Annotated in this window: 23 protein-coding genes and 1 pseudogene; 13 read left to right on the top strand and 11 right to left on the bottom strand. The window is 61.2% G+C overall.

The genetic code is table 11. The annotated features are described in order from the left end of the window. The 4 genes from ychF to B5527_RS05965 all read right to left on the bottom strand — a co-directional run bounded on the left by ychF (position 1) and on the right by B5527_RS05965 (position 3,185). Entirely contained in the window at positions 1-1,098 is a 1,098-nt protein-coding gene (gene ychF / locus B5527_RS05980; protein ID WP_079600464.1) for a redox-regulated ATPase YchF, read from the bottom strand. A gap of 132 nt (positions 1,099-1,230) precedes the next feature. Then, positions 1,231-1,836, bottom strand: coding sequence for an aminoacyl-tRNA hydrolase (gene pth, locus B5527_RS05975; protein ID WP_079600463.1), 606 nt, complete (start codon positions 1,834-1,836; stop codon positions 1,231-1,233). 21 nt (positions 1,837-1,857) lie between these two features. After that, positions 1,858-2,610, bottom strand: coding sequence for a 50S ribosomal protein L25/general stress protein Ctc (locus tag B5527_RS05970; RefSeq protein ID WP_079600462.1), 753 nt, complete (start codon positions 2,608-2,610; stop codon positions 1,858-1,860). Positions 2,611-2,891: 281 nt separating this feature from the next. After that, complete coding sequence (locus B5527_RS05965; protein ID WP_079600461.1) at positions 2,892-3,185, bottom strand: accessory factor UbiK family protein; 294 nt, start codon at positions 3,183-3,185, stop codon at positions 2,892-2,894. A 181-nt stretch (positions 3,186-3,366) separates the two neighbouring features. Between B5527_RS05965 and B5527_RS05960 the strand changes: the two genes are divergently transcribed. From B5527_RS05960 to B5527_RS05935, 6 genes are all read left to right on the top strand, one after another. Beyond that, the gene (locus B5527_RS05960; RefSeq protein ID WP_079600460.1) at positions 3,367-4,107 is read left to right on the top strand and encodes a dienelactone hydrolase family protein; all 741 of its coding nucleotides are present in this window, start codon (positions 3,367-3,369) and stop codon (positions 4,105-4,107) included. A gap of 9 nt (positions 4,108-4,116) precedes the next feature. Then, positions 4,117-4,971, top strand: coding sequence for a prolipoprotein diacylglyceryl transferase (gene lgt / locus B5527_RS05955; RefSeq protein ID WP_079600459.1), 855 nt, complete (start codon positions 4,117-4,119; stop codon positions 4,969-4,971). Next, a complete protein-coding gene (locus B5527_RS05950) occupies positions 4,968-6,095 on the top strand; it encodes a class I SAM-dependent methyltransferase (RefSeq protein WP_079607105.1) in 1,128 nt (375 codons plus the stop codon). Before lgt ends, B5527_RS05950 begins: the two co-directional genes overlap by 4 nt. After that, a complete protein-coding gene (pgeF, locus tag B5527_RS05945; RefSeq protein ID WP_079600458.1) occupies positions 6,092-6,859 on the top strand; it encodes a peptidoglycan editing factor PgeF in 768 nt (255 codons plus the stop codon). Before B5527_RS05950 ends, pgeF begins: the two co-directional genes overlap by 4 nt. Before the next feature lie 132 nt (positions 6,860-6,991). Continuing rightward, positions 6,992-7,633: a hypothetical protein gene (locus tag B5527_RS05940; protein ID WP_079600457.1), complete on the top strand. Its 642-nt coding sequence runs from the start codon at positions 6,992-6,994 to the stop codon at positions 7,631-7,633. A 165-nt stretch (positions 7,634-7,798) separates the two neighbouring features. Continuing rightward, positions 7,799-8,752, top strand: coding sequence for a ribose-phosphate pyrophosphokinase (locus B5527_RS05935; RefSeq protein WP_079607104.1), 954 nt, complete (start codon positions 7,799-7,801; stop codon positions 8,750-8,752). A 918-nt stretch (positions 8,753-9,670) separates the two neighbouring features. Here the strand turns inward: B5527_RS05935 and B5527_RS05925 are convergent. The 5 genes and pseudogenes from B5527_RS05925 to B5527_RS05900 form a co-directional block, all read right to left on the bottom strand. Beyond that, the gene (locus B5527_RS05925; RefSeq protein WP_079600455.1) at positions 9,671-10,204 is read right to left on the bottom strand and encodes a cytochrome b; all 534 of its coding nucleotides are present in this window, start codon (positions 10,202-10,204) and stop codon (positions 9,671-9,673) included. Continuing rightward, positions 10,201-11,325 carry a catalase family peroxidase gene (locus tag B5527_RS05920; protein WP_079600454.1) on the bottom strand — a complete coding sequence of 375 codons (1,125 nt, stop codon included), beginning with the start codon at positions 11,323-11,325 and terminating at the stop codon, positions 10,201-10,203. The genes B5527_RS05925 and B5527_RS05920 overlap by 4 nt, the downstream gene beginning before the upstream one ends. Before the next feature lie 414 nt (positions 11,326-11,739). After that, positions 11,740-12,732 carry a 2-hydroxyacid dehydrogenase gene (locus B5527_RS05915; RefSeq protein ID WP_079600453.1) on the bottom strand — a complete coding sequence of 331 codons (993 nt, stop codon included), beginning with the start codon at positions 12,730-12,732 and terminating at the stop codon, positions 11,740-11,742. Between the two features lie 667 nt (positions 12,733-13,399). Further along, positions 13,400-14,153: pseudogene (locus B5527_RS05905) on the bottom strand (F0F1 ATP synthase subunit A). A gap of 38 nt (positions 14,154-14,191) precedes the next feature. Continuing rightward, on the bottom strand, positions 14,192-14,665 hold the full coding sequence (locus B5527_RS05900) for a hypothetical protein (RefSeq protein ID WP_245332515.1): 474 nt from the start codon (positions 14,663-14,665) through the stop codon (positions 14,192-14,194). Between the two features lie 562 nt (positions 14,666-15,227). Here B5527_RS05900 and B5527_RS43495 point away from each other — a divergent pair. The 7 genes from B5527_RS43495 to B5527_RS05875 all read left to right on the top strand — a co-directional run bounded on the left by B5527_RS43495 (position 15,228) and on the right by B5527_RS05875 (position 19,582). After that, positions 15,228-15,611: a hypothetical protein gene (locus B5527_RS43495; RefSeq protein ID WP_154072046.1), complete on the top strand. Its 384-nt coding sequence runs from the start codon at positions 15,228-15,230 to the stop codon at positions 15,609-15,611. 298 nt (positions 15,612-15,909) lie between these two features. Further along, positions 15,910-16,311: a RidA family protein gene (locus B5527_RS05895; RefSeq protein ID WP_079600452.1), complete on the top strand. Its 402-nt coding sequence runs from the start codon at positions 15,910-15,912 to the stop codon at positions 16,309-16,311. A 68-nt stretch (positions 16,312-16,379) separates the two neighbouring features. After that, positions 16,380-16,526: a hypothetical protein gene (locus B5527_RS43490; RefSeq protein ID WP_154072045.1), complete on the top strand. Its 147-nt coding sequence runs from the start codon at positions 16,380-16,382 to the stop codon at positions 16,524-16,526. A gap of 205 nt (positions 16,527-16,731) precedes the next feature. Further along, a complete protein-coding gene (locus B5527_RS05890) occupies positions 16,732-17,100 on the top strand; it encodes a hypothetical protein (RefSeq protein WP_197689275.1) in 369 nt (122 codons plus the stop codon). A gap of 16 nt (positions 17,101-17,116) precedes the next feature. Continuing rightward, on the top strand, positions 17,117-17,884 hold the full coding sequence (locus tag B5527_RS05885; protein ID WP_245332514.1) for a Crp/Fnr family transcriptional regulator: 768 nt from the start codon (positions 17,117-17,119) through the stop codon (positions 17,882-17,884). A gap of 421 nt (positions 17,885-18,305) precedes the next feature. Further along, complete coding sequence (locus B5527_RS05880) at positions 18,306-18,650, top strand: potassium channel family protein (protein ID WP_245332513.1); 345 nt, start codon at positions 18,306-18,308, stop codon at positions 18,648-18,650. A 272-nt stretch (positions 18,651-18,922) separates the two neighbouring features. After that, positions 18,923-19,582, top strand: coding sequence for an ABC transporter substrate-binding protein (locus B5527_RS05875; protein ID WP_079600451.1), 660 nt, complete (start codon positions 18,923-18,925; stop codon positions 19,580-19,582). On the opposite strand, the gene B5527_RS05870 is transcribed toward B5527_RS05875, so the two are convergent. Continuing rightward, on the bottom strand, positions 19,513-20,352 hold the full coding sequence (locus B5527_RS05870; RefSeq protein ID WP_079600450.1) for a class I SAM-dependent methyltransferase: 840 nt from the start codon (positions 20,350-20,352) through the stop codon (positions 19,513-19,515). The two genes, B5527_RS05875 and B5527_RS05870, sit on opposite strands and share 70 nt — an antisense overlap. A 266-nt stretch (positions 20,353-20,618) precedes the next feature. Further along, positions 20,619-21,641: a helix-turn-helix domain-containing protein gene (locus B5527_RS05865; protein WP_079600449.1), complete on the bottom strand. Its 1,023-nt coding sequence runs from the start codon at positions 21,639-21,641 to the stop codon at positions 20,619-20,621. Positions 21,642-21,646: the final 5 nt, after the last annotated feature.

Genomic DNA, 21,646 nt, shown 5'->3' with positions numbered 1-21,646 from the left:
TCAATTATTAAACCGGAAATGCATGACGTCGCCGTCGGCGACGACATATTCCTTGCCTTCCAGCCGCAGCTTGCCGGCGTCGCGGGCGCCGGCTTCGCCGCCGAGCGCGACGTAATCGTCATACGCGATGGTTTCGGCGCGGATGAAGCCCTTTTCGAAATCGGTATGGATCACGCCCGCGGCGGCCGGCGCCCTGGTGCCGCGGTGGATGGTCCAGGCCCGCGCCTCCTTCGGGCCGACGGTGAAATAGGTGATGAGGTCAAGCAGCTGATAGCCGGCGCGGATCAGCCGATCGAGGCCGGCTTCCTCCAGCCCGAGCGTATCGAGGAACTCGGTGCGCTCCTCACGCGACAGCGTCGCGATCTCCGATTCGATCTTGGCCGAGATGGTGACCGCGACCGCGCCTTCTTTTTTGGCGTGTTCGGCGACGGCCTCCGAAAACTTGTTGCCCCTGGCGGCTGAAGCTTCCTCGACGTTGCAGACATACAGCACAGGCTTCGAGGTCAACAACCCGAGCATGCCGAAGACGCGCTCCTCCTCGGGTTTGCGCTCGAGAAACCGCGCCGGCCTGCCCTCGCGCAACAGCACCAGCGCGCGGTTGACGAGGTCGAGTTGCTCCTTGGCTTCCTTGTCGTTGCCCTTGGCCTTCTTGGCCAGATTGTCGACGCGCTTTTCCAGGCTGTCGAGATCGGCGAGCATCAACTCGGTTTCGATGGTCTCGATATCGGCGAGCGGCGCGATCTTGCCTTCGACATGGGTGATATCGGAATCTTCAAAGCAGCGCACCACATGGGCGACCGCGTCGACCTCGCGGATGGTGGCGAGAAACTGGTTGCCGAGGCCCTCGCCCTTCGAGGCGCCGCGCACCAGGCCGGCAATATCGACAAAGGTCAGCCGGGTCGGGACGATCTGGGCCGACTTGGCGATCGCGGCGAGCTTGTCGAGCCTGGGATCGGGCACCGCGACCTCGCCGACATTCGGCTCGATGGTGCAGAACGGGTAATTCGCCGCCTGTGCCGCCGCTGTCTCCGTCAGCGCATTGAACAGCGTCGATTTGCCGACATTGGGCAATCCGACGATACCGCATTTGAATCCCATTGCTTCCCGATCCTTCGCGCGACATCGCTGCGAGTGAGTGTATCCAGGCCGTCATACGCGGGCTTGAGCCGCGTATCCATCTGCTTCGAATGATGGATCGCCGGATCAAGTCCGGCGATGACAAGTCATGCTTTATTTCTCGCCGTCGTCGTCCTCATCGAAAAATCCCCTGGCCTGCATCGCCAGATGCACTTTGTTCTGGAACGTCGAATCGCGGTCGGTGGCGAGCAGGCCGGCGTTATCGGCAACCGCCTCGCACAAAGCCTCGACCCAGCCACGCTCGTCCTTGGCGAAATCGGACAGCACGTAGCCGTGCACCATTTCCTTGACGCCGGGATGGCCGATCCCGAGCCGCACGCGGCGATAGTCGTTGCCGATATGCGCCGAGATCGAACGCAGGCCGTTGTGGCCGGCAATGCCGCCGCCGACTTTGACCCGCACTTTGGCCGGTGGCAGTTCGAGTTCGTCCTGAAACACCGTGATCTCGCCGGCCGCGAGCTTAAAGAAGCCGGCGGCCTCCTGCACCGCGCGCCCGGATTCGTTCATGAAGGTTAGCGGACGGAGCAGGATCACCCGCTCCTGATCGAGCGTGCCTTCCGCGGTCTCGCCCTGAAAGCGCCGGCGCCATGGTGCGAAACCATGACGCCGCGCAATTTCACCGACGGCCATGAACCCGATATTGTGCCGGTTATGCGCGTATTTCGCGCCGGGATTGCCGAGACCAACAAACAGGCGCATGACGCGGCATCCCGCGCCCGATTACTTCTTCTTGTCGCCACCGCCGGCAGGCGCTTTGGCGCCGGCAGCAGGCGCCTTCGCGCCAGCCGCGGGAGCCGCGCCAGCTGCGGGGGCAGCCGCAGCGCCGGCCGCCGGGGCAGCACCGGGAGCAGCCGCAGATGCCGGACCGGCAGCGGCGGCAGCGGCAGCGGCCTTGATTTCTTCGGCGTAGCCGGACGGCGGCACGATGGTCACCAGCGTCACGTCTTCGCGCGACAGCGAACGCACGCCGGGCGGCAGCTTGATATCGGACAGATGCAGCGAGTGGCTGATTTCCAGGCCGCTGACATCGGCCTCGATATATTGCGGGATGTTATCGACCGAACATTCCAGATCGATGGTGTGGGTAACGATGTTGACGGTGCCGCCGCGCTTCACGCCGGGTGCGGCTTCCGCGCTCTGGATGCGCAGGGGAACGCTGACGCGGATGGTGGCGCCTTCGCCGAGCCGCATGAAATCGACATGGAGCGGGAAATCGCGCACCGGATCGAGATGGAAGTCGCGGGGAATCACGCGGTGCTTCTTGCCCTCGAGATCGAGGTCGTAAATCGTGGTGAGAAACCGCCCCGCCAGGATACGCTGGCGCAACTCGGTATCGTCGACCGAAATGGTCACGGGGGGCTGGTCGTTGCCATAGATCACTCCGGGCACTCTCCCGGCGCGACGCTCTGCCCGTGCGGCCCCCTTGCCGCCTGCCGGACGTGCGGTCGCCTTCAATTCCTTGACGGTCGCCATCTGCCTAAGTCCTTGTTTTCAAAAAGTTAAAGGCCGCATCGCGGCCCCATTTGCCGCCGCAGCAAGCCTCCAGGGGTGCGGGGGCTGCGGACGTGGCGGGGTTCTAGCCCCAAAGCCCGGAAATGACAAGGAAATGCAGGGATTTTTCTGCGGGTCCAGGGGGAAGCGACAGCTCCATCATGCCCGGCCCCGTGCCGGCATCCACGTCTTACTTTCTCTCGGTCGCACAGACGTGGCTGGCCGGGACGAACCCGGCCATGACGCTCAACACGACGAATGCTCTAACCGTCCGTCTTCAGGCTGCCATTGTCCGGCGCCGATGGCGAGGCGCCGAGCTTGGCCTCCAGCACGGCGATGCGCGCCTTCAGCGCCTCGTTTTCCTCGCGCGCCAGCCGCGCCATGTCCTTGACCGCCTCGAACTCCTCGCGCTTGACGATGTCGAGGTCGCGCAGGATTTTTTCGGCCTGATTCCGGACCACGGTATCGACCTCGCGCTTGACGCCCTGGGCGGCGCCCGCGGCATCGTTCATCAGACGCCCGATCTCGTCGAAAAAGCGATTGCTGGTCTGGGTCATCCCTGAAATCTCCGGTCGGCTGCGCGCGGTTCGATCAACCACACAATGGCGATCCGGACGGCGCGGTTCAAGGCCGATGTTGCCCTCTTCACGCGGCAAGTCGCCTTGTCATGTTCCGGTTTCCTTGCAATCGTATCGAACGCCGAGGCAAGAAACCACAAACCGCGAGAACGAACGCGCCATGATCGACCAGCAGATCGAAATTCCCACCAAGGACGGCCACACCACCACCTTCATCACCCATCCCGAGCGCGGCGGCCCGTTTCCCGTCATTATCTTTTACATGGACGCCCCTGCGATCCGCGAGGAACTGCGCGACATGGCGCGCCGGCTGGCCACATCAGGCTACTACGTGATGCTGCCCAATATGTATTACCGCTCCGGCGTGATGGAGCTGGGTCCGATACCGCCAGATCCGGAAGCGCCCGAGCGCAAGCGGATGTTCGGATTCATGAACTCGATCAACATTCCCCTGGTCATGGAGGATACGCGCGCGTTGCTCGCCTATGCCGACACGCAGCCGGCCGCGAATGCGAAAATTGTCGGTACCGTCGGCTACTGCATGAGCGGACGATACGCGATCAACGCGGCGACGCATTTTCCAGATCGCGTCAAGGCCGCCGCATCGATCTACGGCACCCATCTGGCCACCGACCAGCCCGACAGCCCGCATCTTGCGGGGAAAAAGTCCAAGGCCGAGCTCTATTTCGGCTGCGCGGAAACCGACGTTTATGCGCCGATGGAAATCATCGAGAAGGTAAGGCAGACGATGAACGACGATTCCGCCAATGCCGAGGTCGAGGTCTATCCCGGCACCCATCACGGCTTCGCGTTTCCGAAGCGGCCGGTTTACCATCGCGATGCCGCCGAGCGGCATTGGGAACGGCTGCTCGCGCTCTATCGCCGCAACCTCGCGTCATAAGCCGGCTCGATGCCCTTCCTCACCATCGCCTTTCCGGTGTTCGATCCGATCGCGATCGCCATCGGGCCGATCGCGATCCGCTGGTATGCGCTGGCCTATATCGGCGGCATCGTGCTGGGGTGGATTTACGCCCGCGCGCTGATCAAGAACGAAAGACTGTGGGGCGGGCCGGCGCCGATCACGCTGCTGCAGCTCGACGATTTCATCCTGTGGGTGACGGTCGGCATCATCCTCGGCGGCCGTACCGGCTACGTGCTGTTCTACAATCTCCCGTTCTTCATCCAGCATCCCGCCGAAATTTTCGAATTGTGGAAGGGCGGCATGTCGTTCCACGGCGGCTTTCTGGGTTGCGTCGCCGCGGTGATCTTGTTCTGCCGGAAGAACGACCTTCCGATCCTGTCGCTCGGCGATATCACCACCGCGGTCGGGCCGATCGGGCTGTTTCTCGGCCGGCTGGCCAATTTCATCAACAGCGAGCTGTGGGGACGTCCGGCGGATCCCAGCCTGCCCTGGGCGATGATATTTCCCAATGGCGGCCCGCTGCCGCGCCATCCCAGCCAGCTTTACGAGGCGGGGCTGGAGGGAATCGTGCTGTTTACGGTGCTGGCGGTGATGATTCGCATGGGCGCGCTGAAGCGGCCGGGGCTGATCCTCGGCAGCTTCATCGCCTTTTACGGTTTTGCGCGTATCACCGGCGAATTCTTCAGGGAGCCCGACCCGCAGCTCGGATTTTTGTGGGGCGGGCTGACCATGGGTATGTTGTTGTCGGTACCGATGATTATTGCAGGCGCGATCATTATTGTGGTGGCATGGCGTCGGAAAGCGACGAAGCAGCCACCGAACTCCGTTCAAGGCAGGCCGTGACCGAGTATTCGCCGCTCCAGTCGGAGATCAAGAAGCTGATCAAGTCGTCCGGCCCGATGCCGGTCTGGCGCTACATGGAGCTGTGCCTGACCCATCCCAGGCACGGCTATTATGTGTCGCGCGATCCGCTGGGACGCGAGGGTGATTTCACCACCGCGCCCGAAGTCAGCCAGATGTTCGGCGAATTGCTGGGGCTTTGGACGGCGTCGGTATGGAAGGCGATCGGTTCGCCGTCGTTGCTGCGGCTGATCGAACTCGGACCCGGCCGCGGTACCATGATGGCGGATGCCCTGCGCGCGCTGCGGGTGTTGCCGCCGCTCTATCAGGCGCTGAGCGTCCATTTGGTCGAGATCAATCCGGTGCTGCGCGAAAAACAGAGGGCGACGCTGTCGGGGGTACGCAACATCGCCTGGCACGACGGCATCGACGACATCCCCGACGGTCCGGCGGTCATTCTCGCCAACGAATATTTCGACGTGCTGCCGATTCACCAGGTGGTGAAGCGCGAGGCCGGCTGGCACGAGCGCGTGGTGGAGATCGACCCCGGCGGCAGGCTGGTGTTCGGCGCCGCCGCCGAGCCTGTGCCGCGCTTCGAGATCCTGCTGCCGCCGCTGGTGCAGGCCGCGCCGGTCGGCGCCGTATTCGAGTGGCGGCCCGACGCCGAGATCATGAAGATCGCCAGCCGGGTGCGCGACCAGGATGGTGCGGCGCTGATCATCGATTATGGCCACCTGCGCAGCGACGTCGGCGATACCTTTCAGGCCATCGCGCGCCACAGCTTCACCGATCCCCTGAACAATCCCGGCCAGGCCGACGTGACAGCCCATGTCGATTTTCAGGCGCTGGCGCGCGCCGCCGACGATCTCGGCGCGCGCGTGCATGGCCCGGTGCAGCAGGGCGATTTCCTCAGGCGGCTCGGCATCGAAACCCGCGCGCTGACCCTGATGGCCAAGGCCAGCCATGAGGTTTCCGAGGACATTTCGGGCGCGTTGAAACGGCTGACCGAAGGCGGCCGCGGGGGCATGGGCTCGATGTTCAAGGTGCTCGCGGTCTCCGAACCGCACCTGACGACGCTGGCGGGGTTCGGCGACGAGCAGCCGGACACCAGGGACGAACTGCCATGAGGCTCGGCTCCCCGCTGCTCTCGGCCATTCCCGGCCTGCGCCACGCCTTCTTCACCCGCGAGGGCGGCGTGTCCGGCGGCGTCTATGAAAGCCTCAATGGCGGTATCGGCTCGAACGACGATCCCGCCGATGTCAGGGAAAACCGCCGCCGGATGGCGGGGCAGATGGGCGTCATGCCGGAACATTTTCTCAGCGTGCATCAGACCCATTCGCCTGACGTCGTGGTCGCCACCGGACCCTGGCAAGGCGCGTCGCGGCCCCGCGCCGACGCCATCGTCACGCGCACCGAAGGTCTCGCCATCGGCGTCACCACGGCCGATTGCGGACCGATCTTGCTGGCCGATCCGAACGCGCGCGTGATCGGCGCCGCGCATGCGGGGTGGAAGGGCGCCCTGACCGGCATCGTGGAATCCACCGTCGAGGCCATGGAAAAACTCGGCGCCGGACGCGGCGGCATCGTCGCCGCCATCGGCCCCCTGATCCGCCAGCACTCTTACGAAGTCGGCGGCGAATTCGTCGAGCGGTTCATCGAGGCCGACGCGGAGAATGCGCTGTTCTTCATTCCCGCCGCGCGCGAGGGCCACGCGATGTTCGATCTGGCCGGCTTGATCCGGATGCGGCTCGAAAACGCCGGCATCCTTGTCATCGACGATGTCGGCGTCGACACCTATTCCGACCAGCGCTTCTACAGCTACCGCCGCTCGGTGCATCGCAACGAGCCGGATTATGGCCGGCATGTGCATGCGATTGCTCTCGAAGCTTAGCTTCGCGCGGAAGTGCTTCAACTTAAACGAAAATTGTCGGTGCGCTTCGGCATCCGCGTGAACCCTCATCATGGCATTGTGGGATTCCTGCCCTAGACCTTAACGTGTTTTAACGATATCGCTCGGGGCGCGATGAGGGACACCATCACCACACTGTTTCGGGCCGCCATGGCCGGGCGGACTGCGCCGCGCGCCGCGGTCGCCGCTATTCTGCTGGCGATGGCGTGCGGGCTTGGCGGCTGCGCCGGCGGCGCCGCCGCGGGCGGCTCTTACGCGATGGCCGGCGGCGGAAGCGGCCCCACCGTCGCCTTCGAGTCGATCGACGGCCCGCCGCCACAGATCTTCGACCGGATGGTCGGCATCCTCGACAGCGAATCGAAGCTGCGCAACCTCTCGATCGTATCCCGCGACGGCACGGCCTCCTTCCGCGTACGCAGCTATCTCGCCGCCCAGGTCAGCCATGGCGGCCGCACCTCGATCGCATGGGTCTGGGACGTCTATGACGGCAACCAGCAGCGGGCGCTGCGGCTGAGCGGCGAGGAACCGGCCGGCAACGCCGGGCGTGACCCCTGGACCGCGGCCGACGATCTGGTGCTGCGGCGGATCGCGCAGGCCGGCTTCAGCGGGCTCGCCGCCATGGTCAACGGAACCGCACCGGCGGATGAGCCGCCGCCGGCCTCCGAACCGGGCCGAAGCGGCCCGGCGGTGGCAAGCGCGGAAGGAATATCGCCCGCCTCGGATGTATCCGGCGCCCTGGCCTACAGCTCCCGTTAAGGAAATAGTCTCCCGTTACCGTTTTTGCGCAGGAAAACCTGACCCGACGGGTTGCCAGCCGAGCCACCTCCTTGATATCACCTCGCTCGTCGAAACGCGCGCCGGTTCTGTGGGTATCCCGATATGCTGAATATTGTCTCCAGCAAGGCGCGGGGAGAAGCCACGATGTCGGCCAAGAACGGCTCCATCAAGCTGGTCGCCGGCAATTCCAACCCGGCCTTGGCGCAGGAAATCTCCGACTGGCTGCATGTGCCGCTGACCAAGGCCGTGGTCCGGCGTTTCGCCGACATGGAGATCTTCGTCGAAATCCAGGAAAACGTCCGCGGCTCCGACGCCTTCATCATCCAGTCGACGTCGTTTCCGGCCAACGACCATCTGATGGAACTCCTGATCATCACCGATGCGCTGCGCCGGTCGTCGGCGCGCCGCATCACGGCGGTGATCCCCTATTTCGGCTATGCCAGGCAGGATCGCAAATCCGGCTCCCGGACGCCGATTTCGGCCAAGCTGGTGGCGAACCTGATCACCCGGGCCGGCGTCGACCGCGTGATGACGCTCGACCTGCATGCCCTCCAGATCCAGGGCTTCTTCGACATCCCGACCGATAATCTCTTCGCCTCGCCGGTGATGGTGCGCGACATCAAGGAGCGCTTCGACCTCACCAATGTCTTGGTGGTGTCGCCTGACGTCGGCGGCGTGGTGCGCGCGCGCGGCCTTGCCAAGCGCATCAACACTCCGCTCGCCATCATCGACAAGCGCCGCGAACGCGCCGGCGAATCCGAAGTCATGAACGTGATCGGCGATTGCGCCGGCTATACCTGCATCCTGGTCGACGATATCGTCGATTCCGGCGGCACCCTGGTGAACGCCGCCGACGCGCTGCTCGCCAACGGCGCCAAGGACGTCTACGCCTATATCAGCCACGGCGTGCTGTCCGGCGGCGCCGCCGCCCGCATCACCGGCTCGCGGCTGAAGGAGCTTGTCATCACCGACTCGATCCAGCCGACCGAAGCGGTCCGCAGCGCGCCCAATATCCGCACACTGTCGATCGCCGCGCTGATCGGGGAAGCCATCGGCCGCACCGCGTCGGAAGAGTCGGTATCGAGCCTGTTCGATTAGAGTGCCCTGCAGGGTGAGCAAAGGCGCATTTGCGCCGTGCCCACAACGTTGGCGAACGACGACGATGGGCAAGTTGCGCTTTGCCTGCCTTACGGATTCGATACACGTCATAGCAAGCCATGGGTCGGCGCGAATGTCGACAAGTCGTCATTGCCGGGCTTGACCCGGCAATCAATCTTCTTCAAAAAAAACTTCTTGCGAAGATGGATGGATGCCCGGATCAAGTCCGGGCATGACGAGTGTGTTTTGTGTGCACACCAATCTTGATTTCAAATAGCAGCCGCCGTTTGTAAACACAGCTTCGCGATCTCGCCGCATATTTGCGCGAGGTTTGGCCTGCTCGTTCCGCCCTCTCCAATCAGAGGGCGCAGGGAATGCCGGATGCCCGATGCACCCGCAGCCTCGTGTGCGCTATGGGTAGTAAGTATGCACACGAGTATTCACAGCGAGTCACCGGAATCACCCGGCATTCCCCGCGCAATGGTTTACGGCTTATACCGTGCTCTCCCCGGTGATCGGCTTTCTTGCCACCGTCGCCGGCGGAGTTGCCTCCACCGGCTTGACACCAGCGTCGGGGTGTCAGGACCACACGTCTTCGCCGTCCGCCTCAAGCACCCTCGTCAGGAGCACCATCCGCGTCCACCGCATCCCGTCCCGCGCTGGTGACGTTGCGCAACGCCCCTCTGAGTGGGACTGGATGGCGGTGAATATAGAAGTGATTTGGGTGTTCGGAAAATCAGAATATTTTTTCAAAAGGGGCTGGACACGCCCCAGTTCGGCAGCACGCGTGATTTGCCTGTCGGGCAAGCTGCACAACGAAACCAGGCGTGTGTCCCGCAACCGGTTTGTTCAAACTTTGCCGTCAGAGATCGAGATCAAGTTTGAACAACCGACAACCGGCTCGCGCTTACAAACGGCTTACCGCCACGACGCCATGCTCTCGAGCACGCCATCGCGCCGGATCAGGCCGTGGAAAAGCGCTGCACCGAAGTGCACGAGGAAGGCCGCGAAGAACAGGTAGGCGAGATCGGTATGGAGGACGCGGAGCCACGCATAGAGCGTCAAATCATGCGGCAGGATCGGTGGCAACCGCAGCGGCCCATAGAGCACGATCGGATAGCGCGCCGCCGACAGCATGCCCCAGCCGACCAGCGGCATGATGAACATGAGCGCATACAGTACGATGTACGATGCCTTGGCGGCGAAGCGCTGCAGCGATGGAAGCGTATCAGGCAACGCCGGCGGCGGATTGATGAACCGGTTCACGATACGAATCACACACAACACAAAGATGGTTATTCCGAGCGGCCGGTGGATCGAGACCAGCAGTTCGTAGCGCGTGGAGACCGTAGCCGCCATGCCCACGCCGATGAACAGCATCGCCACAATCATGGGCGCCATCAGCCAGTGCAGAAGCCGGGACGCAGCCGGGAAGCGTGCCTGGGTGGTCATGAGTTGCCTCCAGCTTCCACTTCCTGCGGTGTGACCGCGCTGGGCGGCTTCTCACCCTCCTCTCCGGCACGCAGCGTGAAGGAGCGCGCGTAGGCCGCCGAGCGGGCGCTCAGCAACGGGTCGTCGGATGGCTCGATGCCGGACGGCAGCACCAGAGGATCGTAGTTGACGGCGGTGCAGCGCCCACCGTCCTCGCTCGATGCATGATCGATTGTTACCATGCCGGCGTCGATCTGCCGGCGGTTGGCGGGCCAAGGCAGCGTCGCATCGTTGGTCGGGTCATCGGCCTCGCCGATCGTCACCATCAGCCGCCATTGCTGTGGATGCTGCGCGATCCGGGCGATCAGGGCATCGAACAGGTAGTTCTTGTCCTCTGCCGCTGACCGCTCGGCGCTTTCAGCCGCGGAGGGTTGCACCGGCACCATGGACCAACGAACGGAAGTGGGGGCGCCGGCGGCGTCGACGAAGCGGAAGGCGTTGAGGCCGTTGAAGGTGGAGTTTGCAAAACCGGAGGTGATCTGGCGTTTCTTGATGAGCGCCAGCGCCTGTTCCGCCTCCGGATGGGCGGCGAAAAACGCCTTCATTTTCTCCGGGTCGGGCTTTCCGGTGGCTGGATCGGGGCTGGAGGCAAGCAATTGTTCGTAAAAGCCACGCGCCGAGTTCACGGGGAAAACCGGGATGTTGTTCATGCCGGTGCGCCACTCCTCGCCGCCGGGTAGCAGGAAGCGCAGCGCCATGCTGCGCACCGTCGCAGGCGCATCCGTCTGAAAGGGCATGCCGCCGGCGAGCGCGAAGCGTCCGACCACCGGGACGCGGCCGGGCCTGAAGACAGCGGCTTTCGACAGTGCCGCTGCCTGCCCGCTGCTTTCGAACCAGCCGGTGACGCACATTCCCTTGGCATGGTTGCGGCGGAAGCCGGCGTGAATGCCGTCGACATCCTGGAAAGCCGCCATCATCCGGTCCTGGGTCAGTCGTGCTGGCGAGAGCCAGCCGCCCGTGTAGGCGAACGCCCCGGCCACGCTCAGCATCACCGCACCGATCGCGCCCAGTCGGACGAGCACTCCCGCACGACTTACCGGACCCGTACTTGCCGGACCCGCTCCAAACCAGGATGGATTCATATTCAACGCGGCCTCGCTGACCGTCGGTGTCCTACTGGCTCCGCGATGCCGGTCTGCCCAGACCGGCTATGCCCGGCAGACGTCAACGCGTCATCGTTCGACGCCCTGCTGGCGTTGCAGTCAGTGAGAATTGTATCTCACCAACACAAGGGCGCCACACGTAAATTTTTATTATCGTTGTGCCCTTTCTTTTCCGCTCATGCTGAGCGTTTCCGGTCATGGCACTTTTCGGACGTGCCCGGGTGGTCCTGACGACGTCTGCTTCTGAGGTTAGAACGGACTTGCCGAGGAAGCAGGGTCGCTTCCGTTTTTGGACCCAAAGCGGTCATACCGTGCAGCCTTCCGCGACGCGTGGAAATCCTTTCAGTGGCGGTCGCGGCTTTTCGGACGCGATCACGAGGAATGCTTTCACGGTCACGGCTCCTTGACTTCGTTCTTGAGCGGCAGGCCAGCGGCAAAATCCGAGACGTTGGCAAGCGTCGTGTTCATGATCTCTTCCAGCGCTTCGCGCGTAAAGAAGGCCTGATGGGCCGTGAGGATTACGTTCGGGAAGGAAACGAGGCGCTGGATCACATCATCCTCGATGATGGAGCCCGACAAATCCTGGAAGAAAAGACTGGCTTCGTTTTCGTAAACGTCGATCGCCATCCCGCCGAGCTGACCGGATTTGAGTCCCTCAATCGCCGCTTCGGTATCGACCAGACCGCCGCGACTTGTGTTGATCAGGAGTGCGCCTTTCTTCACCTTGGCTATCGTCCTGGCATTGACGACATGCTTAGTTTGCGAAGTGAGCGGAACATGGAGGGAGATGACGTCCGCATCCGCCTGAATTTCCTCCACCCCGGCATAGCGGCCAATCTTCTCGAATTCAGGCGAGCGGTGGGCATCATAGCCCAGCACCTTGCAACCGAACCCATTCATGATCCGACCAAAGATGGTGCCGATCTTCCCAGTTCCAAGCACAGCCACTGTCCGGTTGACGAGGTCGAAACCCATGAGGCCGTCGAGCTCGAAATTGCCGTCGCGCGTCCGGTTATAGGCCCGGGGAATTTTGCGGTTGAGCGCGAGAAGGAGCGCCACCGCATGCTCGGCCACCGAATTGGGAGAATAATTGGTAACTCGCGTAACCTTGATGCCACTCTTCTTTGCGGCCGCGAGGTCTATCTGATTGTAGCCGGTCGAGCGGGTCGTCACTAGCTTGGTGCCACCAGCAGCGAGCTGCTTGATGACGTCGGCATCGACTTGGTCATTCACGAAGACGGCGACCGCCGGAGATCCTGCTGCCAATACTGCTGTGTCGGGACCAAGCAGCGGCTCAAAATAGACGATCTCATGCTTATGACGAGGATTAAGCTCATCGAGCAATCTGCGTTCGTAATTCTTTGCTCCAAAGACTGCGATCCGCATCCTTACCTCCTGCCGGAAGCATTCTTATGCGTGGGGAATGGCTCCGATTGTCATCGCCACCACGATCATATTCGCGCAGTAAGGCCGCCTTACGCCTTCTGACGATCTCAAAGCCCCTAGCAGCCAATTCCTTTAGAATGCTCATCGCCAAATGGGAGCATTCTTCGGGCTTGACCCAAGTAGCGCTCCTCCAGTCGGGGTCATCGTCTCTGGAGTATGCAGTGAACGCGGACCGTATTCCGGCTTCGATTGCACTTGTGGCCTCGTCTGGCATGCGCGCCTCCCACAACATGTCTCATAAGAGATGCGTCACGGAATTCCCGTGGCAGCGTTGACGTAGATCAACGTTGGCCTGCTGGCGGAAAGAAGTTACAGGCACGGTCGCCTCAGGCTGGCAGCCTTATCCGCTAACCCGGAACTTCTCCCATTGGCACTTTTGAGACTTGCCAAATGCCCCCGAGAATGTCTGCTAATCGCGGAAGACCGGAAGTGAGCGGCGCGCGGTCAAAGTGACGCAATTGACCCGAGCCGGACATGTGGAACTTCGGCGTGAAGCCTTACGCCGCGCTGAGGCGACTCCAGTCCGAGTTCGCTGTCCCTAAGCAAGCAAGCGATTGACATTTGCTGCTAGAAATCGCGGAATCGATCCCTTGCTCTCCGGGTCCACTTAGTGTCCCGCATGAAGGGCGTCGTTGAGGTAGATGCAGTTCAGGACCGCAACACGTAGGCTTGCAGAAACGCGACCAGCAGTTCGAGCGCGGTGAGCGCGACGGTCAGCGCCAGCGGCACAATGCCGCCAATCCAACCAATCGCGCCGAGCGAGGTGCCAAGCAGGGCGACGAAGCCGGCGAATATCTTGAGCGTGATATGACCCGCCAGCATGTTGGCGAACAGACGGACGCTGTGCGAGAGCGGCCGCGACAGGAAGGAGATGATTTCGATCGCGACAACCAGCGGCAGGATGTAGATCGGAACGCCCGGGGCACGAAAATCTTGAAGAATTTTAGCCCATTTTTGTAGAAGCTGTAGGCCAGCACCGTGAAGAACACGAGCAGCGCGAACGCGGCCGTGACGATGATGTGGCTTGCGACGGTGAAGGTGGAAGGAATGATGCCTATCAGGTTCGAGACCAAAACGAACATGAACAGCGAGTACACCAGCGCGAAGAACTTCATGCCATCCTCGCCGGCGGTGGAGCGGATCATATTGGCCACGAACACGTAGCTCAACTCGGCCATCGACTGGTAGCGCCCGGGAACCAATTGTCGGCCTTTCATGCCGCGAACAGTCAGTAAGCAAATCACCGCTACCGTGAGCAGCATGTAGGCTGAGGAATTTGTGAAGTAGATGGCCTGATCGCCGATCTGGCCGATCTTGAAAAGGTTTTTGATTTCGAACTGGTGGATCGGATCGAGTGTCATGCATGGGTCCTCCGGACCAGCAACAACAGCAAATGCTGTCACATCATTGTTATCGTGACACGAGCCAAATTGACCGAGAGCCCCACACCCAATTTGGGGCCGCGAACCACCAAGATAACCCCTTTCGCATTACGCAACCGCGCGACGCCTGCTCCTCCCACAATGGCCCCACCGGCTCCGACCGCGATATAGTTGCCGGCGAGATCCTCGGGGGTATTTAAGTTCAGCGCCCGCCCTTCTAACTCACTGGCAGTTTGCGTCAGCGTCGCGCCAAAGCTCGCACCGGAAACCTCAAACGAATACGTTTTCCCTTGGAATGTTAGCGTGCCTTTGCCATGGCCAACGCCCACGACAATCCCCGCCGTGCCGAAGAGAACGCGCACGGTGCCAGTACCTGCTTGCAGTGGATTGCCCATAGCTGTCCAGGCCGCAAGCGTTAAAAAAGTGTACGCAACCAAACTGCAAAAGTGACGCATCGTTTTTGCACACTTGATGAAGCCATCAAAGTGCAAGCTAATTGTGCGTGTATGTTGATATAGATCAAAGCACCGATGGCCCTAGCGGACATGGCCGACGACGCGGGGATATCGCCTTCTGGCACTTTTCGGACATGCCCGGGTGGTCTGACGACGTCTGCTTCTGAGGTTAGAACGGACTTGCCAAGGAAGCAGGGTCACTTCCGTTTTTGACCCAGGCTGTGTGAAAACTCCGACGTCGAACTTGCGCGTAGAAAGTTAGTCTCGATTGCGTTCAATAAGAGAAGAGGCGATCTGCCAGTCACCGTCGGAAGAAGAAAAGAGAGAAAACAATTCTGCGAGTTCTCCGCGCGTGCACGTTTTCACACAGCCTGGACCCGAAGCGGACACTCGGTCGGGACGGGGCTACTTAGCTAGATCGGATCAAGGCCGTCATCTATCGTCGCTGAAGTCGGCTTCCCGCTTGGCCAAAGGCTTGACCGCCGCCGGGGTCGGCATAGCCTCCACCGCCATCATTGGTCTTTACTGGAACTAGCTCGGTCGGATTTCATCACGCCAGTTTAGTTCAGTATGCCCAAGCACGTGGGAGAATTGTGCCATGCCGAAGCGCTCTTCCATAGGCAAGCGTCGGAGCAAAGCCTTACCCGCCTTAGGGTTTGCCGGCATGTCTCTCTCGATGGCAAGCGGTGCGTGCGCCTCAACTAGCGAAGCGTCGGCGAATACATCACCGCCCTCGCAGAAGCACGAAATCTTTCATGGTGAGGAGGAGATCTCCGACGTCAGTTTGGCGACGTTCTATGTCTTCGACAAGGAAAATGCTGGACCATCACCGCTCTTCCAAAAACTAAGGCTGGCCGCCGGATGCGGTGCCGGCTGTGGCTGTAGCTTCGGCTGTGCCTACTGGCCGCAACCTCCGCAGCCTCCAAAGGCAACGCAGCCGACACAGCATCGAAAGAAGAAGCCTCCGCACCGCACGAACTAAATGGCGTCCGGCACAGCCGCCTCAGTCAAGCTTTACGCGACAGGCTTACAACGTCCTAGAGTCCTCACCGTCAAAATCGAACTGATGTCTGCTTGTGGCACCAAGCGGACCTGCCACCGTAGTCGTCGCATGTCCGCTATGAGGGGATGAACGGACCTCGCTCGGATGTGGCCCGAGGTCGGAGTTTGACCCATCAGCGACATTGGCGGTCAAATTGCTGTGACGCACAACACAGCCCTCGTGCAAACGATGTAGTAGTCGAATTGGTCATCTGAAGCGACCTTAAAGGAGGAAAGCCATGGAACGAGAGATCATCCGCGTCGAACCGTTCAGCACCAATTTTGAGAAATGGGGCGCTCCCGTCTCGGTCTGCACCCGAGCTGGGAACATGGTGTTCATGTCCGGCATGCCGCCCTTCGACCCGGACACCGGCGAACTCCTGCAGCATGCCCCGTTCGAGCGCCAGGCCGAGCGCATCCTCGAACAAATGAAGACAGCGCTGGAGGCGGCGGGGTCGGACCTCGATCACGTGCTGAAGTGCAACGTGCTCTGCATATCCGCCGAGCGCTTCAAGACCTTCAACGAGATCTACAAACGCTACTTCCCCAAGAACCCGCCTGCCCGAATCTTCTTCTGCGTCCCGGAGTGGACCGGTCCGTTCGATATCGAGATCGACTGCGTGGCCGTCACGAAGAGCTGAGATCACCGGTAAGGACAGCGCCGTCGCACGTGCACAGCAGGCGAAGTCCTGGGAGCTGCACAGCTTCCATGAGCATGGCGCGGCTGTGGTGCGATCAAGGGAAGCGGGATCAGGTCCGAGAACTTCTCGCTCCAGTCTACGGCTGGTTCACCGAGGGTTTCGACACGCCGGACCTGAAGCAGGCGAAGACCCTGCTCGACGAGTTGGCGGCATGAGGGTGCACATGTCGGCTTGTGGCACTTTTCGGACTTGACCGATCTGACCAACGAAGTCCGTTCTTGGGGGGGTGAAGCGGACGTGCCGCTTGCGCAGCCCGAACTTTAGAGGGCTGCCGATGGTGGCGACCCCGCCGCCACGCAAACACCGATTTGCAAAACGGCTGGTGGCTGCATACATCAGCAAAACCATGGAGGGGAAATTATGTGGATAATGCACTCCGACTGCTTTCTGTCCATCGTCAGCAAGGACTGTGGCCCGACTGAGTTGCTTGTACGGGCCCGGCGCAATGGAGACATCGAGAAGGTGTTTCCTTCAGCCAAGGTCACCAGAAACACCGGGACGGATTATCTCTATCGGGCGGTGATACCACGCGATGCGGTGAAGCAAGCTCTGGCCCTCATGGTTGATCAAATCGATTACCCGAACTTCAAGGATAGTGTTGAAGACAGGTCATTGCATGCTGCCTATGTCGGTGTCTGGTGTGCAATGGCAGGACTACAACATCCGCCGCCAGACATAGAGCGGGCGACCCATGCAAGGTCAGCTCTAACATCGAAAAACACACTGTAGCGCCCATGGCGGCTAGATGGACTATTCTGCAGAGAGCCGCGCGTCCGTCGAGGGAAGGATCTTCCCCGTTATGGAGCACACTACCAGGATAGGTAATCGACTGTTAGCTGCGTTGCCGCCAGCGGATTTTGATTTGCTCGCGCCTCACCTCCGGAAAGCATCGCTTGAACGCGACGCAGTGCTCGTACGATCGGGAGACCAAATTGAACAGATCTATTTCCCCCGCAGCGGGACGATCTCGTTCATGCTGGACATGCCGAACGGACAAACGGTTGCAACGGCGGTCATCGGGAATGAGGGAGCCGTGGGCATCCTGCCAGCGCTCGGACCCTTCCCCTCTCCGATGACGGCGGTCGTATGCGTCGCCGGCACCTCATTGCAAATCTCTCCAGCACGATTTTTTTCGGCCCTCAGCCGCAGTGCCGCCATCAGACAGACGGTCCAGACCCACACCAGGGCGATTTTGGCGCAATTCCAGCATGTGGCGGCCTGCAATGCGCTGCACTCCGTCGAGGCCCGCATGGCCCGGTGGTTGCTCCACATCCACGATCGAGTTGACGGCGACTTCCTGCCACTGACGCAAGAGGTGCTTTCGGAGTTGCTTGGCGTACGACGAACGACGGTGACGCACGTTGTGCGCAAGCTCCGGATGTCGCGTGCTATCCGATCTAATCAGCGGGGCGTGATCGAGATAGACAGACCGCGGCTCGAAGCAGCGGCATGCGAGTGCTATGAGGTCATGCGCCGCAGAATCGACCTGCTTTCCGGGGTAGACCGGAAGTGATCGGCACACAGTCAGAACTGCGCGATTGACCCATAGCTGACTTCTTTGCATCGAATTATAGTGCCCTCACAGCCAACGTACCTTGGAAATTCTGGCGCGCGATGCGCTGATCACCGACGTTAGGAATGCCTTGGGCAAATACACGAGCAATACTGAGCTGGCCTTTCCGATAGCCGCCCACCTGGTAACCGCTAGAGTGTAGCGTCGAGGTCGTGTTTATGCGCGTGGTTGAATAAGTTGCGACTTCCGGTATTGGCACTTTTCCGACATGCCGGGGCGGTCTGACTATGTCCGTTCATAGGCGCAGATCAGAAGTGGCCGAACCACGGTCGAAACGACGCGATTGACCCAACGGAGGCATAGCCGCATTTTGCTTGCCGCACCACTTCTGCAGCGCTCCGTTTACGGAGGTCGTCGCGACATGAACCGGCCGGCACCGAAAACGCTGCGGCGGCGCTTTTTCGTGGCGCTCGGCCATGCCATTCACGTCACGTGGCCGGTGTTGTCGGCAATTCTAGCAATTCAGCTTGCCCTGGGCTTGCTGACTGGTTTTGTTGAGGGCTGGTCTCTCGGGGATGCGGTCTATTTCACTTTCATTACCGGCCTCACGATTGGTTACGGTGATCTCGTCCCGAGGCAGGCGTTGACGCGCGCACTTGCGATCGGAATTGGCTTTTTCGGGCTCTTTGTTACGGGTCTCATAGCGGCAATTGCCGTCTACGCCATGCACTCAGCGCTCACTGATGACGGGGGTGGCAATGAGTGATCTTATATCGACGAGGGGTCGAGTGAGGGTGCTGTTTGCTGCATTGCATGAGTTGGGTTGTGGCACTTCTCCGACATGCCGGGGCGGTCTGACTATGTCCGTTCCTAGGGGCAGACCGGAAGCGGCCGAACCACGGTCGAAATGACGCGATTGACCCATCTGAGAAATGGGCGGCTCCAGCCTTTCGCAGCGCAAAGGCATCGTTCGTCCTTCGGTAATGCGTGATATCCTCCCCTGCATTGCATGGGCATGACCCCCAAGCGGAGGGTCACATGGCAAGCTTCATCGGACGGCGAAGATTTTTAGCTACACTTGGCGGCTCGGCGGTCGCCTGGCCGCTCGCCGCGCGCGCGCAGCAGCCCGAGCGGATGCGGCGGGTCGGCGTGCTGATAGCGCCATTGGAGAGCGATCCCGACGCGCAGCGCAGGATGTCGGCCCTGCGAGACGGCCTTGAGAAGCTCGGATGGAATGATGGCCGCAATGTAAGGATCGATGTTCGCTGGGGCGGCGGCGATGCCGAGCGCCTGGGCGCCTATGCGGTGGAGCTCGTCGGCCCGAATCCAGATGTTATCGTCGCCGCGGCCACGCCCGCCTTGGAGCGGCTGAAACAGGCAACTCAAACGATACCGATTGTGTTCGTTCAGGTCAGCGATCCGGTCGGCGGTGGATTCGTCGCAAGTTTGGCGCGACCCGGTGGCAACATCACCGGCTTCGCGCTTTATGAGTATTCGATCGTCGCGAAATGGCTGGAATTGCTCAAGCAGCTTGCGCCGTCGATAAATCGTGGGCAGAGCGGACCTAGCGGTTGCGCGCGCAGAGGTCCGAGTTTGACCCAGTCCGGACCTCGAGGTTGTCGCGCCATTCAAGTCGGCTGTCGGCCAGAGCCTATTTTGAATGCGACCGGCAATCTCAGCCCATCGGGTGATCTGTAGATGCTGGCGCGACGCTCGAACGCGGATCGGATCAGGTCCTGAGTTGGCTTATCTTGCTGCCGGATCGCAGCGCCGGTCAAAACGAGGCTACCCAAGCCACCTCGCCAAAGAGTGTCCGTGTCGGAGACGGAATAGATCGTGGCGTGCTCAATGACTGTTACTTCGGTGAGTCCGGCCCCCTTTAGCAGCCGGAGGAACTCTCCTGTGTTGGAGAAACGGTACACATCGTGGCCCTGTGGCACGTCCGGCGGCATCGATACGCCAATCTCGGCAATAGCATCCCGGAAAATACCTTGGATTCGCTGGCGCGACGGATCATCCCACCAAGAAAATGCAACGCGTCCCCCGGGTAACAAGGTCCGAACACACTCTGCGACAGCAACTTCTGGCCGGGGAAAATGCCCGAGGCCGAAAGCGCAGACAACTGCATCGAACGTATCATCAGCAAATGGGAGACGTTCTACGTCAGCTTCACGAAAATCGATGGCGGGGTGCAGTCGCCGCGCCAGTTCTATCATCTGCGGCGACAAGTCGATGCCGACCGGACGCGCCCCCCGATTTGCGGCTTCGGCTGCAAGAGCGCCCGGCCCGGTCGCGACGTCCAGCAAACCTATACCTGGGCGCAGATGCACCGCGTCCAGGAGTGGGCTAGTGGCAAGGGCCGTCACCGCTGCAAAAAATGCGTGATAGCTCGTTGCTAAAGCATCATGGCCCTGGCGTTCGAAGGCGCGCAGTCGCTCCGCCTCGCTGTTAGACAGTGCTGCAGACATGATCCGCCTCCCTCTAGACTGATCTTCTCCGCCGGCGCAACGATGGCAGCTCCCAGGGGTCGGCGACAGGGCGGAGTCAGCTTGTGGCACTTTTCCGACATGCTGGAGCGGCCTGACTATGTCCGTTCATAGGGGCAGACCGGAAGTGGCCGAACCACGATCGAAATGACGCGATTGACCCAGAACGGACTTCGCGTGTTACAGCCTTCATCATGCTTGATATGATCGATAAGCTCAGATTTGAAGCTCGATAGCCGGAGCAGGCTTCAACGCAGCTGTTCTTCCCAATGACGAAACACTGCGGCCTCATCGGCATCCCTTGCGGGCGGCCGGACAAGGACTGATCCGAGGCGCGCGGCGCGAGGACTGAAGCCGAACTGTTTTCGAAACGCCCTGCTGAAATGCGCGGCACTGACAAAGCCGTACTGACGCGCGATCGCGCCAATCGAAAGGCCATCGGTCGTTGTGTTCAGCAAGGCATGAATGACCTCGAGCCGCCTTTTGCGAATATAGGCTGTGATCCCTCCGGCGTGGGCGAACGCCCGATACAAGCTTGATGGGGAAAGGGCGAGCTTTTCGCAGATCTGTTCGGAAGTGAGTTGGCCGGAGGTCAGATTCTGGTCGATGTGCGATTCCACGCGATGGCGGGCGGTCGCGATCGTCTTGCTGACTGGTGCATCGCCGGTTGGCTGCGCGGCCCGAAGTGCCGCCGCGAGCACTCCGACAAAGGCCCCGGTGAGGCTTGATGCGTCGCCGGCATCCATTTCCGGCAGCTGCCGCAGAAACGAGAGCAAGTAGTCGGCCAAAAGACGCCCCCACGCCCCCTCAACGATCAGACCATGGTGAAGCGGGGATGTTATTTGCGCAAAAGCTCGCCTGGAAATTGCGCAGGTGACGCTGTCCATCGCAGAGCCATCTGATGCAAAGTCGCGGATGGTGTCAAAGACAGCCACTTCGCCTTGCCGAATCGTTTGTTTCTTCGCCCCATCGTCTACCGCAAAGCTCATGGTGCCGGATTTCAGGAGAAGAACCAGGATCCAGTCGCGGCCATCCTGCTGCGCCATCTCTTTCGTCCGCACCATCTTGGCGGCACCGATGTCGGAATGGGTCATCACCATATCCCCGAGAGTCCAGGCGTCCACCACCGCATTGAACGGGGCGCCGGGAGGTTCGGTGCGCGTAACCTGATGCGTCGTGATTCCTGAGCGCCAAATCTCAAAACGCTGGCTTTCCGGAAAATCGTTCGTGTCAAAGTGAAAACCGGGAATCGCAGCCGTCATGGTGACCATCGATT

This window comes from Bradyrhizobium erythrophlei (assembly GCF_900129425.1).
In the GTDB taxonomy this organism is placed as follows: Bacteria; Pseudomonadota; Alphaproteobacteria; order Rhizobiales; family Xanthobacteraceae; genus Bradyrhizobium; species Bradyrhizobium erythrophlei_C.
The sequence above is the reverse complement of the archived record's forward strand: the minus strand, read 5'-3'. Positions and strand labels throughout refer to the sequence as shown.

Bases quoted from the DNA above. Each gene is read 5' to 3' on its own strand.
- ychF (WP_079600464.1), bottom strand. From the start codon at position 1,098: ATGGGATTCAAATGCGGTATCGTCGGATTGCCCAATGTCGGCAAATCG.
- pth (WP_079600463.1), bottom strand. From the start codon at position 1,836: ATGCGCCTGTTTGTTGGTCTCGGCAATCCCGGCGCGAAATACGCGCAT.
- B5527_RS05970 (WP_079600462.1), bottom strand. From the start codon at position 2,610: ATGGCGACCGTCAAGGAATTGAAGGCGACCGCACGTCCGGCAGGCGGC.
- B5527_RS05965 (WP_079600461.1), bottom strand. From the start codon at position 3,185: ATGACCCAGACCAGCAATCGCTTTTTCGACGAGATCGGGCGTCTGATG.
- B5527_RS05960 (WP_079600460.1), top strand. From the start codon at position 3,367: ATGATCGACCAGCAGATCGAAATTCCCACCAAGGACGGCCACACCACC.
- lgt (WP_079600459.1), top strand. From the start codon at position 4,117: ATGCCCTTCCTCACCATCGCCTTTCCGGTGTTCGATCCGATCGCGATC.
- pgeF (WP_079600458.1), top strand. From the start codon at position 6,092: ATGAGGCTCGGCTCCCCGCTGCTCTCGGCCATTCCCGGCCTGCGCCAC.
- B5527_RS05940 (WP_079600457.1), top strand. From the start codon at position 6,992: ATGAGGGACACCATCACCACACTGTTTCGGGCCGCCATGGCCGGGCGG.
- B5527_RS05935 (WP_079607104.1), top strand. From the start codon at position 7,799: ATGTCGGCCAAGAACGGCTCCATCAAGCTGGTCGCCGGCAATTCCAAC.
- B5527_RS05925 (WP_079600455.1), bottom strand. From the start codon at position 10,204: ATGACCACCCAGGCACGCTTCCCGGCTGCGTCCCGGCTTCTGCACTGG.
- B5527_RS05920 (WP_079600454.1), bottom strand. From the start codon at position 11,325: ATGAATCCATCCTGGTTTGGAGCGGGTCCGGCAAGTACGGGTCCGGTA.
- B5527_RS05915 (WP_079600453.1), bottom strand. From the start codon at position 12,732: ATGCGGATCGCAGTCTTTGGAGCAAAGAATTACGAACGCAGATTGCTC.
- B5527_RS43495 (WP_154072046.1), top strand. From the start codon at position 15,228: ATGCCGAAGCGCTCTTCCATAGGCAAGCGTCGGAGCAAAGCCTTACCC.
- B5527_RS05895 (WP_079600452.1), top strand. From the start codon at position 15,910: ATGGAACGAGAGATCATCCGCGTCGAACCGTTCAGCACCAATTTTGAG.
- B5527_RS43490 (WP_154072045.1), top strand. From the start codon at position 16,380: ATGAGCATGGCGCGGCTGTGGTGCGATCAAGGGAAGCGGGATCAGGTC.
- B5527_RS05890 (WP_197689275.1), top strand. From the start codon at position 16,732: ATGTGGATAATGCACTCCGACTGCTTTCTGTCCATCGTCAGCAAGGAC.
- B5527_RS05885 (WP_245332514.1), top strand. From the start codon at position 17,117: ATGGACTATTCTGCAGAGAGCCGCGCGTCCGTCGAGGGAAGGATCTTC.
- B5527_RS05880 (WP_245332513.1), top strand. From the start codon at position 18,306: ATGAACCGGCCGGCACCGAAAACGCTGCGGCGGCGCTTTTTCGTGGCG.
- B5527_RS05875 (WP_079600451.1), top strand. From the start codon at position 18,923: ATGGCAAGCTTCATCGGACGGCGAAGATTTTTAGCTACACTTGGCGGC.
- B5527_RS05870 (WP_079600450.1), bottom strand. From the start codon at position 20,352: ATGTCTGCAGCACTGTCTAACAGCGAGGCGGAGCGACTGCGCGCCTTC.
- B5527_RS05865 (WP_079600449.1), bottom strand. From the start codon at position 21,641: ATGGTCACCATGACGGCTGCGATTCCCGGTTTTCACTTTGACACGAAC.